Here is a 13,093-nt window from a genome sequence, read left to right as displayed (position 1 = left end):
GCCGTGAAGACAGCCCTCATTCGTCTATTGATACTTTACAATAATGGCGTTGCTGATTTGACGGCCGGGTGTAGTGAGGTAAGAGCCGTTATAGTACAGTCCGCTGGAAGCACCGCCATCCAGATTCATGGCCTGATAAGCGCCAGCCTGCTTCATCATCTGGGCGAGCTGCGGAATAGTCGCTCCGCTTGTAGTTAGGAGGATCAGCTTATGATCCCTCGTAATTCCAAGTGCGCTGCGGGCGCCGCCGCCTGTTAATATTTTAGGGTCCTTGAAGCCTTCAGCTTTGACATTAAGGGAAACCTGACCGTTCGTGACCAGACGAGGTCCAGCTTGAAGAGCACCTTCGACACTGCCTTGACTTAGCTGTTGTTCAAAGACAGAACCCGACACAAGCTTAGCTAAATGGTTAGCATCGTAGATGAAGACAGTACGTTGATCGCCGGAGCTTTTTTTCAACATCTTGCCATGACTGACCAGATAGCCGTAAGGCGTTTTGTAGGAGCTTTTGGTATAGGCGTCAAAGAATGTGCCATTAATGGCTACAACCGCTTGATTACGTTTGGCGAGACTGCTTAAGTCCTCCACTTTACCAATGGTATTGCCTGCCAGTGCTACGTCCAAACTCACCTTGGGATGGAGCATGGAGATGGTGACCACCTTAGCGGAAAAGGTACGAGATCCAATCTTGAAGCTCTTATGAGCTGCCGTGATCGGGAGAGTATTTCCGGATAGCTTGCCGGTGAGTACCGGAAGTGTAACAGATGTCGTACCCTGCGTGATATGCACGGCCGAGGTTTCTTTTTGCCACAAGACTTGTAGGTTTAGATGTTGGCTGATGAACTGCAAGGGTACATAGGTAGCGCCGTTATCGGTAAAAGGTGCATTTTGCATACGAACTGTTTGATCATTCACTTTAGCAGTAGCTTGTCCCATAAATAATGTAAGTCGGGTATTGCCTTGCGCTATTTCTATTTTTTTGTCAGCCGGGTTTATGTTGAGTGTGATCCCTTCATAGCTGTTCAGGAGGCGAAGCGGGATGAAGGAATGGTTACTCTGATCCACATAAACCAGCATAGGTGCTGGTGCAGCAGCGTAAATCGGGGTTACAAGTAATAGCATGGACAGAATAATAAGTGCGGTGATTCTTTTCATAAATAGATCAATCTCCTTAGGTAGTCTTAACTATTGACAAGGTGCTTGTACTTATATCGGGTTTTATCAGTTACAAATGTATGTTAAGCGAATTTTGAAGGTTCAGCTGAATTAGAAACGGGGTGGCTCGAGATGAGCAGGTACGAGACGAGACTTAAGGATTACCTTCGCAGGGAGCGCCCGTCTTATCGTATATTTGAAGGATTACAGGAATTGGTGCGCAGCGTGGGCCAACTGCATAATAACTGGTTATATGTGAATGTGGATCAATGGGATCAGGACCCTGTTCACACACCGATTTATTATTTGGATGAGCATTGGCTGGAGGAATGTGCAGAGGACGGTACAGCCGCAACGAACGAGCAGGACGAGTATATTCCCGTATGGATATCGGATCGTCAGGTTCAAACTTGGTTTGAGCTAGCGACTTTTGAGAGTATTGTAGAAGTCCTTAAGGATGCTGGGGAGACCGTGACACTTCAGATGGTGATTATGGCGGTCAAATATTATGAAAAGCATGATACCTATCTGGACTATGAGGAGGTAAAAGCAGTGACAGACCTGTGGTCTGTGTTGACGAAGGTGAGAAACCACCTAACAGAATAAATAAAACCTGTAGAACAAATAAGACATACATACACTGGATGGGGGAAGCAGGATGAACGTCCCAAGCTGGCCAAAGATATTTTTCGAATGATTCAGGAGGCGAATCAGGCTGGGGAATTAGAGAAGTTACGTCAGGAGATTCTGGCTGCATCCTGGCCGCTTACACCGGCGTTTGAGGAGGCTTTGCAAGCCGTGAGGCCGATGGCTTTTATGAATAGAGGCAATGAAGTCGTTCTACATGCAGGCAATCCTCGGGAACGCGGAAAGATCTATGTAACGGGAAAAGATGAAATCAGGTTAATTCCCGGATTGCATCGAGTAGGTTGTTCGCCGGACGGGATTTATTTTGCGTTGGTGGATGGGCAAGGGATTCGGGTTGTTCGCCAACCGGATCGGAATCTGCAAGGGGAAGAGACAGCTTATTTTCCGTGGAAGGATATACAAGCCCGTTTAAAAGCATCTATTCCTGACTTGGAATGCTTGGCGGATGAGGAGCATCCTGAGGATATATTAGATGAAGTAATTCCGTTTGGCGATGGACAGCGCCTTCTGCTGGTGTGCGGTTATGGCGTTTATTTGCTGACTGCTGATCAGGTAGATTTGGTCCACCCCCAAGCGTCTGAACGTAGAGAACTAGAGCTGGAAGACACGATTGTGGATATGGCGCATGGTGCTGTGTCGAAGGATGGACGCTGGATCGCTTATGGCAGCCAGATGAGTGAGCATTTGCTCATGGACTTAACCGATAAGACGGTGCATACATTGGGGCCAGGCTCCAGCTATCCGCATTATGCCCTATTTTCCAAAGATGGTCTGGATGTCTGCTTCAATGCCTGTCATTTCTACAACGGTGCCACCATTCAGGTGTCGATTGCCGAAGTGGACAGGGTCTTGCTCAGAATAAGGAAGAATGGCCGATAATAAATGAAGAAATGCGAGTATATGGTGCTGTAGCGCTGACACAAGGATCTATTCTAGGCGATGCTTACGGATATCTTCGTCTTATTGATAGAGAGGGGCGTGAGCTTTGGCGCTATTTTGTCGGCAGTACGATATCCGGGCTGGCAGTTACACCCGATGAAGGCATCCTGGCGGTTGGAACGTATGGCGGTATGCTTCATTTAATTGATTTGCAGAGTGGCACCAAGGATGAATACAGCATTGGCACTGCTCCCATTCACGAGATAGGGCGTTGGTTGCTCTGGCGTAACTATGAGCCATTGCGCTGGTAATACTAATATTCTGCGAATGGTGAAAAAAGCAAGTTCTGATAAGCTGAACATATAAAGGGTAGTGGCATATAATTGCAATGATATTTTCATATAAATTCGCATTAGCATAAACCTATAATGGAAAATGCGAATAAGACGGAAAGAGGTGTGAGGACATGGACAAGAAAGCCGATATTCGTTCATCCATGAAGGAGTTATTTGCACAGATGGATGAAGCCTTTTTTATGGATGTGGAAGAAAATGTACCGCTCGAAATGCGTGATGGGAACGTCGATGAGGAGGGATGGATCAAGTGGAAGCCCCTTCCTTCACAGATTACAGAACAGGAAGTTCGGGAGCTGGAGGAAAAATACCATTTTGAATTGCCGCCTCTGTTGAGGAATTTTATCATGTCCTACCATTATGTATCTTTACAATTCGATAATGAATCTATTCCGGGAGTATACTGGAGCGATTGCACGTTTGTAGAATTTCCACGTCTGCCAGTGGGTCAAGGCTTAAAGGCATTTTATGATTTGATCGATCAATGGTCACCTCTATTGTCAGCAGGTTATATTCCATTTGCGATTGCAGAAGATGATCAAGGTCCCGTATGTTTAAATGCAGGCAGCAGACATAAGGACGGGGATTATCCTATTGTCTGGTTTTATCATGAAGATCTAAGGCATTTGGATGGGGATGAGCTGCGGATCAGGAGTAATCTGCTTCCCCATGTTCAAGGGCTGTTTCCGTCCTCTGCCGAACTGTTTAACGTGATGTTTAAGCAGATCAGACACTAACAGTTTCCTAAAATGGAATTTTGCTGTGTAAGTTAACCAAGATATTGACATAAAAAATGAGGAATGTTATAAAAAAGGTAGGCTAGCACTCGAATGGTGGGAGTGCTAACAAGGCTGAATCGTTTGCATAGCTCTTATCTGCTGGCCTTACATAGGTGTATATTTGAAAGGAGATATTCGAATGGAGAAAAAACAGTTTCAGGCTGAGTCCAAGCGTCTGCTCGAAATGATGATTAACTCGATTTACACGCAAAAGGAAATTTTCCTAAGAGAGCTCATCTCCAACGCAAGTGATGCGATTGACAAAATCTATTACAAAGCACTGACAGACGATCAATTGGTTTTTGACAAAGAAAACTATTATATTAAAGTAACTCCCGATAAAGACAACAGAACGCTGACTTTGAGGGATACCGGAATTGGGATGACCAAGGAAGAGCTGGAAAATAACCTGGGCGTCATTGCTAAAAGCGGCTCACTGGCGTTCAAAAATGAAAATGAATCCAAGGATGGACATGACATCATTGGTCAATTCGGCGTCGGCTTCTATTCAGCTTTCATGGTAGCGGATCTGGTTACAGTAACGACCAAGGCTTTGGGAAGCGATACTGCTTATAAATGGGAATCCACAGGCGCTGATGGGTATACCATTGAGGCGGCTGAGAAAGACGAGGTTGGAACCGAGATTGTGCTGAAAATCAAGGCCAACACCGAGGATGAGTCCTACGACGAATATTTGGACGAGTACCGTTTAAAAGCACTTATTAAAAAGTACTCCGACTTTATTCGCTATCCGATTAAAATGGACATTTCAGGCAAGCGTCTCAAAGAGGGAAGCGACAACGAGTTCGAGGATTACAAAGAAGAACAACGTATTAACAGCATGGTGCCCATCTGGAGAAAAAATAAAAGCGAGCTGACCGACGAGGATTATCAAAATTTCTACGCGGAAAAACGCTATGGTTACGACAAGCCGCTTCAGCATATCCATATCAGCGCAGACGGTGCGGTAGTGTACCAAGCGATTTTGTTTATTCCTGAAAATATTCCGTTTGATTTCTACTCCAAGGAATATGAAAAAGGGCTTGAGCTGTATGCCAACGGTGTGCTGATCATGGAAAAATCTCCTGACCTGCTGCCGGATTATTTTAGCTTCGTGAAAGGTATGGTTGACTCTGAAAGTCTGTCCCTCAACATTTCGAGAGAAATGCTGCAGCATGACCGTCAGTTGAAACTGATTGCCAAAAATATCGAAAGCAAAATTAAAGGCCAGCTGTTGACTCTGCTCAAAAATGATCGGGAGAAATATGATCAATTCTACAAATCATTTGGCAGACAATTGAAATTTGGTGTCTACAATGATTACGGCAGACATAAGGAAACGCTCCAGGATCTGCTTATGTTCTACTCTTCGACAGAGAAGAAGCAGGTTACTTTGGACGAATATGTATCTCGTATGCCAGAGGACCAAAAGTATATTTATTATGCTTCCGGGGAGTCCAATGAGCGTATTGAAAAGCTACCGCAAACTGAATTGGTGGCCGACAAAGGCTACGAAATTTTGTACTTCACGGATGATATTGATGAGTTCGCTATTAAAATGCTTATAAGCTATAAAGAGAAAGAATTCAAATCCGTATCGAGTGGCGATCTCGGCATTGAGTCTGACGAAAATGAGAAAGAAACAGAAGCGGAACAAAACGACAACAAGGAGTTGTTTGAGTACATGAAGGGCTTGCTGGAAGGCAAAGTATCCAGTGTAAAAGCCTCCAAGCGCTTGAAGACACACCCGGTATGTCTGTCTGCTGACGGCGAAGTAACCATTGAGATGGAGAAAATTTTGAACGCCATGCCGAATAACGCCGATGTCAAAGCGAATAAAGTGCTGGAAATTAACGTAAACCATGCGGTGTTCAACTCTTTGAAAGAAGCTTTTGCTAAGGACAAGGAGAAGGTAAATCTCTATACGGCCTTACTATATAATCAGGCTTTGCTGATCGAGGGCTTGCCGCTTCAAGATCCGGTTGAATTCACGAACGATATTTGCAAAATCATGGTTTAATATACTTTATTACGATATAGAGCCGTTCCCGTACCGGGAGCGGCTTTATTTATTATGATACTTCTCAAGGCTCCATAATAGGCCGTATAGCGCTTACAGTAGAAGTGCAAGGCTCCACTATGTCGACTATAATTCATCCTAGGAGGGCGATTGTATGAGTCTGGACCGAGATCCATTGAAACGTCAAAAGTTAAACCGAAGTGAGCTTATACAGTTAGTGGAAAAAATCATCAGATGCGAGGGAACAGAAGAGGAGCTCGACAATATGCTGAATGTAGTCATGCAAAATACACCTCATCCGGAGATTAGTAATTTGATCTACTGGGATGACCGCGGTTTGAGTGCGGCAGAGATTGTAGATGAAGCTTTACGCTATCAGCCCATTATTTTACCACCCCATCAATCTTCGTCATAGACGTGGAGGGGTGGTCTTTTGTTCAAAAATAAGATAATATGATCTCTTTAAGGCATGAACATTATATTCAAGAAAACGTCCGTTAAAGATGCGCTGGCTTCCCTGTAATGGGTGGGGAAGGGCTTAATTTCTGCTCGCTTTCGGAGAATTTATGCCTAATTTTGGGGTTTGTAAAATTTTTGTGACATGCTCCTGTGAATTTTGACACAGCAAATTATCGTTTTTCTTGATTATTTGGTGGGATGTCTTTATAATCATTTTGTTTGCAAGAATGATTAGCGATTAGCGTATGGAATAAGGAGGTTATTTATTTTGGGAAAAGCATTGATTATTGGCGCCGGTGGCGTGGCCAGCGTTGTGGTGCATAAATGTTGCCAAAACCCAGATGTATTTGAAGAAATTTGTATCGCAAGCAGAACTGTTGAGAAATGCGATGCGCTTAAAGAGAAGCTGGGTGGAGGTCGTACGAAGATCCAAACGGCTCAGCTTGATGCTGACAACACCGACATGGTCATTGACTTGATTCGAAGCTTTCAACCGGATGTAGTTATCAATGTGGCTCTCCCTTATCAGGATTTGACGATAATGGATGCTTGCCTTGAGACAGGTGTTCATTACGTTGATACGGCGAACTATGAACCGCCGGATACGCCGAAGTTTGAATACAGCTGGCAATGGGCCTACAAAGAAAGATTCGAAAAAGCAGGAATTACAGCTCTGCTGGGCAGCGGTTTTGATCCAGGTGTAACTGGAGTATTTACGGCCTATGCTCAAAAGCACTATTTTGATGAAATTCATACGATTGATATTGTGGATGCGAATGCAGGGGACCACGGATATCCTTTTGCGACTAACTTTAATCCGGAAATCAATATTCGTGAAATTACGGCGAAAGGCCGTTACTTTGAAAACGGAGAATGGATTGAAACTGAGCCACTTTCTGAGAAAAAGGTATACGACCTTCCTGAAATTGGACCGAAAAATATATATCTTTTGTACCATGAAGAACTGGAATCTCTTGCAGTGAATATTAAAGGCGTGAAAAAAATCCGTTTCTGGATGACATTCTCGGACAATTATCTGAATCATTTGAACGTACTTCAAAACGTAGGTATGACCTCGATCGAGCCTATTGATTATGAAGGCCAACAGATCATTCCACTGCAATTCCTGAAAGCTATTTTGCCGGACCCGGCTTCTCTGGGACCAAGAACAAAGGGCAAAACAAACATTGGCTGCATTATTCAAGGCGTCAAAGATGGAAAGCCAAAAACCTATTATGTTTACAACGTTTGCGATCATGAGGAATGTTATGCAGAGGTTGGCTCCCAAGCCATTTCTTACACAACAGGTGTTCCAGCTATGATCGGTGCAATGCTTATCATCAAAGGCCTCTGGAAAAAACCGGGCGTTTACAACGTTGAGGAATTTGATCCAGATCCATTCATGGAAGCACTAAATAAACACGGATTGCCATGGCAAGAGAACTTTGCGCCAACGTTGCTTGATTGAGGTCTGCGATGAATATTGATATTACCGGACTCCCATCACCTTGTTATCTTGTTGACGAAAGACTCCTTGTCAAAAACCTTGAGGTTTTGAATTCCGTTCAAGAGCGGACAGGTTGCAATATTCTGCTCGCTCTTAAGGGATTTTCGATGTTTTCGACCTTTCCTCTGGTTGGCAAATATTTAAAAGGCGTAACCTCCAGTTCGTTGTTCGAGGCAAGACTCGGTCGCGAAAAAATGAACAAGGAGGTTCACGTCTACGCACCTGCTTATGTTGACAGTGAATTTGATGAGCTATTGGAGTATGTTGACCATATTGTTTTCAACTCCTTTGACCAACTGAAACGCTTCAAAAGCAGGGTGCAAGGCGTAACTTCCAAAAAAATCGACATCGGCATTCGAGTAAATCCGGAGTATTCGGAAATCGAAACGCCGTTGTACGATCCTTGCTACAACAACTCCAGAATGGGTGTGACTCTGGCTAACTTTAGACCTGAGGATCTGGACGGCGTGGATGGTATTCATTTTCATACAATGTGTGAACAGAATTCAGATACGTTGGAGCGCACCATTAAAGTCGTGGACGAGAAATTCGGACCATACATTAAGCAAATGAAATGGCTCAATTTCGGCGGCGGTCACCATATTACCAGAGAAGACTACGATCTGGACACCCTGGTACGTTGTATTCAATACTTTCAGGATAAATACGGTGTGCAAGTTTATCTCGAACCAGGCGAAGCCATCGCTCTAAACACCGGATATCTGGTTGCAACCGTATTGGATACGATGAAAAATGGAATGGATATTGCCATTCTGGATACTTCAGCTGAATGTCATATGCCTGATGTGCTGGCTATGCCTTACCGCCCGAATATCATTGGTGCAGGTAAGCCTGGCGAGTATGAACATACTTACAGACTCGGTGGACTTACTTGCTTGGCTGGAGATATCATTGGTGACTATTCCTTTAAAGAGCCATTGAAGCCAGGAGACAAGCTTGTGTTCTGCGACATGGCCCATTACACCATGGTCAAAAATCACATGTTTAACGGTGTCAACTTGCCAGCCATTGCCAGCTACAACGACGAAGAAGGCATCAAGGTAATCCGTCAGTTCTCCTACGAGGACTTTAGCTCGCGTTTGTCGTAAGAAAAGGTTACTAAGTATACAGCAATCCAAAAAGCCTCGCCCCTAAAATTAGGAGTGAGGCTTTATTGTATAGGAAACTGGATTAGTATCTTTATCTTTATTCCTCAATTTTGGCGGAAATCTTGTACCAGAACAATTGACCGATTTCGTAGCCTGGCACTCCCACTTCTAAGTAGTACTCTTTGCCAGCCTCAAGTTTTTTACCTAAAGTATTCTGTCCTTCTTCTGTTGTTTTAATCAAATGACCATCGCTATCTGTTAGAGTCAATTTTAACCATGCATTAGGATACTTATCCCCTTCAATTTTAAAATCAACCCATTTGGTCTGAAAAGCCTTAAATTTATACATATCGTAAGTATCATAGTCTCTTCCTTCAATGCGTTCCCCTATGGTTCCGTATATATCACTACCTAGCCAAACTTCGCTGGCCTTATCATACCAATTGTTAGGCTCCCTGTCAGTCCCATTTCCAAAGAGCTGGATAGATTCCTTCTGTAATGCGGGTGTTGCTTCTTGAGCTTCTTGAGCAGATGCAACAGCGGTGGATGTGCTTAATAGAAGTGCAAGACCTAGTGTGGAAAAAACTGCCTTTTTCATTTAATCATCTCTTCCCTTCTTTTATTTTGGGATTTATATAATATATTTCACTAATCACATCCATTATTATATAGTGTATTCCAATAAATTGGAATAAAAATGTAACAATAAACAAAAATATATATATTTTTGTCACAATTAAGCGTTTTTACAAATTTATTCAGTAAACATCAATTAAGAGTTAGCCAACTTAGTGTATACTATAAAATCCCGTCTTAATATGCTTTCGGGAAAAGGGGCATCCTATTTTAGGAGTAACACAAGCTGTGTTATACTCAACAACTGGGGGTGAGAAAAATGTTCGACCCGACCGTTTTTGATAACTTAAAAGTAGCAATGGAAAATGCGGTTTACGATCTGGATAATCTGGACTCACGTATTAACATTACGCAACGAATCGATAGATTGGAAATGTCGGTAATGTCGCGTGAATTTGGTATACAGTTCAGTCTGAGAGAACAGACGGGTGTGACGGCAGAGCTTCGACTAAAGATGGATTTAAACAACCTGGCCGCAGAAATTTTGGAAATAGAAGATCAAACTCCGGGGTGTAGCTTGTTGTTGTATTTTCATATGAAGATTCGAGAGATTGATACACAATGCAGCCAAATTGAAAATATACTGACTGAGATTTGGAAGCCCGATCTTCGCCCAGTACAGATGTTAAGTCAGATTTACGGTGAGAAGACATCTACATACCAAAACAGGATCGAACTCCGATTTTCCAGGCAAATTAACGAAGATCAGATGGAGGATATTCCAGAGTTGTTGGAACATATGTTGCTGACGCTTACGGAATTAAACAAGGTCTAACTAAAGTCTAAACAGCTCTCTTTCTCTTCATGAAAGACAGCCTGTCATTGGGGGAATTAGAGGTAAAGGAGCTAGGAATATATGATAAATGAACATGAATTTGCTGAAATATATGCGATTATGGAGTCTTCTTTTCCCGCATCAGAATGCAGGACGTTTGAGGGTCAAAAGGCTTTATTGAAGCATCCTAGCTATCGCATCATCACTGAAAAGAATGAGCAGGGCAACATAGTGGCCTTTTTGGCGGGCTGGGAATTCGAGCATTTTCGGTTTGTAGAGCACATTGCAGTAGATTCACGTATACGAGGTGGCGGATTAGGCAAAAAGCTCATAAGTAGATTTATCTCACGGTCTGATCAGCCAGTAGTGCTGGAGGTTGAGCCGCCAGTGGATGAATGGTCACAGAGAAGAATCGGTTTTTACGAACGTCTGGGGTTCCATTTGAACCATTTTGAATATGTACAGCCCCCTTTAAGAGAAGGACAGGCTGATCTGCCACTCCAGATTATGAGCCATCCAGATGCGTTGACTGAATCGGCGTTTACTCCGTTTAAAGAGATTTTATATGCCGAGGTATATGGGCTTAAGTAAGAGAATGTTTTGTCCATCCCATCACAAATTCCTTCTCATCCGTTTCGGTATCCACAGCTTCTGCTTGAATGGTAAATCCGTTTTTAGTATAAAAGTTAAATGCTTTCGTGTTGGACTGGTACACCTTTAATTGAATTTCCTCATGCTGTTGCTTAACCCAATCTAATAGTAATTTGCCATATCCTTTTCTTTGAGAATCAACACGTATAAACAGAGCAGCCAAGTATCCATCCAACATGGAAACAAAGCCGCCAATCGTATGATCATCTTGTATGATAACGTAGTTTTGAGCGAGGGGAAGGTACTTGTTCTCCATCTCGGCAGCTTGAGATTTCCAATACTGCGGAGCAATAAAATGGTGGGCTTCTATAGAAGCATCCAGCCAGATGGCTACCAGTTCCTTTAATTCTTCTACTTTCGCAGGTCTAATCGACATTGTAACGCCTCTTTTCACATTATGTAATCTTAATAAAGCTATGATGTTGAAATAAAAAAGGCCGTCCGTAGACGGCCTTTCTACCCGTGGCGCTTAATTAAAGCCTTGATCCGTATCCCGCGCCTCCGTCAACTCTGTAAATTAGAGAATAACGGACCGGGTAAGGGATACGCTCAACATATGATTATTGATGTTGACGCACCTCCTTTCCTGATACATTCATCCTACCATATCTGGTTGGTAATATCCAGTGATTGTCTTATATTTACTAGCATTATTCATAAAAAAAATAATATAAAATGCCTTGCTTTTAAGCTCTATTCAAGATATAATCTTAATTACGGTAATTAAAGACATTGCCATCATTACATAGTATGCGGTCGTGGCGGAATTGGCAGACGCGCACGGTTCAGGTCCGTGTGGGCTAACCCCCCGTGGAGGTTCGAGTCCTCTCGACCGCATTATACCTAACATTTACAGGTTCTTGGATTGGCCGAATGCCACCAAGAGCCTGTTTTTATATGCTTAAAATACTACGTGTTAAATAGCCATTTTATTTATACTGGAATATATACTTAATATAGTCCTTCGCACTCTGGTTAATGTCTTCATCACTTGCTTGAAACGAGGCTCCAAAGACAGCGAAATAGGGTAATGTCGTGGCGCCAACATGTACTGCGCTTGCTTTAAAAGGTGCTATAACTTCATCTACCGTAAATGTAACGGAACCAGTAGATAAGTAGTTTTCTTTTTTATCACCAATCGACATGGCGATCCCTAGCTTCTTTCCTTCTAACTTATCACCTTTTGAACCATAAGCCCATCCATGCGTAAAAACATCATCAAACCACTTTTTTAATAAAGGAGGGTAACTATACCAATATAAAGGGAATTGAAATATGATATTGTTATGTGCTTCAAGTAACTTTTGTTCTTTCAAAACATCAATGTTCCAGTTTGGATACTCTTTATAAATTTCATGAATTGTAATTTCATTGGTATATTGAAGTAATTCTTGTTTCCATCTTTGATTTACTCTGGAATCTTCAATATTCGGATGTGCTAAAATCACGAGAGTCTTCATCATAAATCACCTTTCTTACATAGCATCTTTTGCATTTTGGGGATACGTCTTATTATTCTGTACGCTATAAAAAAAGTAAATACACACAATAAAGTAATATAGTTACTTGAAAGTGTGCATGGTACATAGAATAAAGATATGGGATTATAGAATTAATTAGATCAACTTAGTTATTTTAGCGTTGAAGAGGTGGTCGTATGAAACAATATAATTTAGGCATAGAAGCAACACTTGAGATCATCGGGGGTAAGTGGAAATCTTTAATCATATGCTTACTAATGTCTGGTAGAAAGAGGACAAGTGAATTACAGCGTAGTATTCCAGGCGTTTCTCAAAAGGTTCTTATACAGCAGCTCCGTGAACTTGAGAAGGATGGCATCGTTGGCAGACATGTGTATAATCAAATGCCTCCAAAAGTGGAATATTATATAACGGAATATGGTATAACAGCAAATGAAATAATTGATTTAATGTGTACCTGGGGAAGAACGAATATCAAAAAAAGACAACAGCAAGGAGAAGATGTGACGTTGCTAGAAAGTGAGTCAAAATGAATAGTGGAGTGAAAGAGCGCTGTAGACTATGATGTTTACGGCGATTTTCTTTTTTTTCATAGATCGGTAGTTCGGAGATGTCTGTTGTCGTAGTATTATGAACGGTTA

Annotated in this window: 15 protein-coding genes and 1 tRNA gene; 12 read left to right on the top strand and 4 right to left on the bottom strand. The window is 42.4% G+C overall.

All coding sequences use genetic code 11. The features are described 5' to 3' along the window. Positions 1-24 precede the first annotated feature (24 nt). Entirely contained in the window at positions 25-1,155 is a 1,131-nt protein-coding gene (locus ACQQ6X_RS18410) for a phosphodiester glycosidase family protein (protein WP_305166488.1), read from the bottom strand. Between the two features lie 132 nt (positions 1,156-1,287). Here ACQQ6X_RS18410 and ACQQ6X_RS18405 point away from each other — a divergent pair, with 132 nt between their 5' ends. From ACQQ6X_RS18405 to nspC, 8 genes are all read left to right on the top strand, one after another. Then, complete coding sequence (locus tag ACQQ6X_RS18405) at positions 1,288-1,761, top strand: DUF7716 domain-containing protein (protein WP_305166487.1); 474 nt, start codon at positions 1,288-1,290, stop codon at positions 1,759-1,761. An 87-nt stretch (positions 1,762-1,848) separates the two neighbouring features. After that, positions 1,849-2,682: a hypothetical protein gene (locus ACQQ6X_RS18400; protein WP_305166486.1), complete on the top strand. Its 834-nt coding sequence runs from the start codon at positions 1,849-1,851 to the stop codon at positions 2,680-2,682. Between the two features lie 11 nt (positions 2,683-2,693). Further along, on the top strand, positions 2,694-2,993 hold the full coding sequence (locus tag ACQQ6X_RS18395) for a PQQ-binding-like beta-propeller repeat protein (RefSeq protein ID WP_305166485.1): 300 nt from the start codon (positions 2,694-2,696) through the stop codon (positions 2,991-2,993). 155 nt (positions 2,994-3,148) lie between these two features. Beyond that, positions 3,149-3,772 carry an SMI1/KNR4 family protein gene (locus ACQQ6X_RS18390; protein WP_063213069.1) on the top strand — a complete coding sequence of 208 codons (624 nt, stop codon included), beginning with the start codon at positions 3,149-3,151 and terminating at the stop codon, positions 3,770-3,772. A gap of 181 nt (positions 3,773-3,953) precedes the next feature. After that, on the top strand, positions 3,954-5,834 hold the full coding sequence (htpG, locus tag ACQQ6X_RS18385) for a molecular chaperone HtpG (protein ID WP_149032611.1): 1,881 nt from the start codon (positions 3,954-3,956) through the stop codon (positions 5,832-5,834). A gap of 154 nt (positions 5,835-5,988) precedes the next feature. Beyond that, positions 5,989-6,249, top strand: a complete 261-nt coding sequence (locus ACQQ6X_RS18380) for a bacteriocin immunity protein (protein WP_305166484.1) — start codon at positions 5,989-5,991, stop codon at positions 6,247-6,249. A 312-nt stretch (positions 6,250-6,561) separates the two neighbouring features. Further along, entirely contained in the window at positions 6,562-7,761 is a 1,200-nt protein-coding gene (locus ACQQ6X_RS18375) for a saccharopine dehydrogenase family protein (protein ID WP_063213066.1), read from the top strand. 8 nt (positions 7,762-7,769) lie between these two features. Continuing rightward, on the top strand, positions 7,770-8,909 hold the full coding sequence (nspC, locus tag ACQQ6X_RS18370) for a carboxynorspermidine decarboxylase (protein ID WP_305166483.1): 1,140 nt from the start codon (positions 7,770-7,772) through the stop codon (positions 8,907-8,909). A gap of 97 nt (positions 8,910-9,006) precedes the next feature. Here the strand turns inward: nspC and ACQQ6X_RS18365 are convergent, their stop codons facing one another. Beyond that, complete coding sequence (locus tag ACQQ6X_RS18365) at positions 9,007-9,507, bottom strand: hypothetical protein (protein ID WP_305166482.1); 501 nt, start codon at positions 9,505-9,507, stop codon at positions 9,007-9,009. Between the two features lie 297 nt (positions 9,508-9,804). Between ACQQ6X_RS18365 and ACQQ6X_RS18360 the strand changes: the two genes are divergently transcribed. Then, positions 9,805-10,320 carry a hypothetical protein gene (locus ACQQ6X_RS18360; RefSeq protein WP_305166481.1) on the top strand — a complete coding sequence of 172 codons (516 nt, stop codon included), beginning with the start codon at positions 9,805-9,807 and terminating at the stop codon, positions 10,318-10,320. Positions 10,321-10,401: 81 nt separating this feature from the next. Then, positions 10,402-10,911 (top strand): GNAT family N-acetyltransferase, encoded by a 510-nt coding sequence (locus tag ACQQ6X_RS18355; protein ID WP_305166480.1) that lies wholly within the window; start codon positions 10,402-10,404, stop codon positions 10,909-10,911. Here the strand turns inward: ACQQ6X_RS18355 and ACQQ6X_RS18350 are convergent. Beyond that, positions 10,904-11,347 (bottom strand): N-acetyltransferase, encoded by a 444-nt coding sequence (locus ACQQ6X_RS18350; protein ID WP_305166479.1) that lies wholly within the window; start codon positions 11,345-11,347, stop codon positions 10,904-10,906. The two genes, ACQQ6X_RS18355 and ACQQ6X_RS18350, sit on opposite strands and share 8 nt — an antisense overlap. Positions 11,348-11,723: 376 nt before the next feature. Between ACQQ6X_RS18350 and ACQQ6X_RS18345 the strand changes: the two genes are divergently transcribed. Continuing rightward, positions 11,724-11,808: transfer RNA gene (locus ACQQ6X_RS18345), tRNA-Leu, on the top strand. 92 nt (positions 11,809-11,900) lie between these two features. Here the strand turns inward: ACQQ6X_RS18345 and ACQQ6X_RS18340 are convergent. Then, complete coding sequence (locus ACQQ6X_RS18340; RefSeq protein ID WP_305166565.1) at positions 11,901-12,431, bottom strand: NAD(P)H-dependent oxidoreductase; 531 nt, start codon at positions 12,429-12,431, stop codon at positions 11,901-11,903. A gap of 197 nt (positions 12,432-12,628) precedes the next feature. Here ACQQ6X_RS18340 and ACQQ6X_RS18335 point away from each other — a divergent pair, with 197 nt between their 5' ends. Then, the gene (locus ACQQ6X_RS18335; RefSeq protein ID WP_305166478.1) at positions 12,629-12,985 is read left to right on the top strand and encodes a winged helix-turn-helix transcriptional regulator; all 357 of its coding nucleotides are present in this window, start codon (positions 12,629-12,631) and stop codon (positions 12,983-12,985) included. Positions 12,986-13,093 lie beyond the last annotated feature (108 nt).

Source organism: Paenibacillus ottowii (assembly GCF_050516475.1).
Lineage (GTDB): Bacteria > Bacillota > Bacilli > Paenibacillales > Paenibacillaceae > Paenibacillus > Paenibacillus ottowii.
This window is presented reverse-complemented; position numbering and strand designations above follow the sequence as displayed.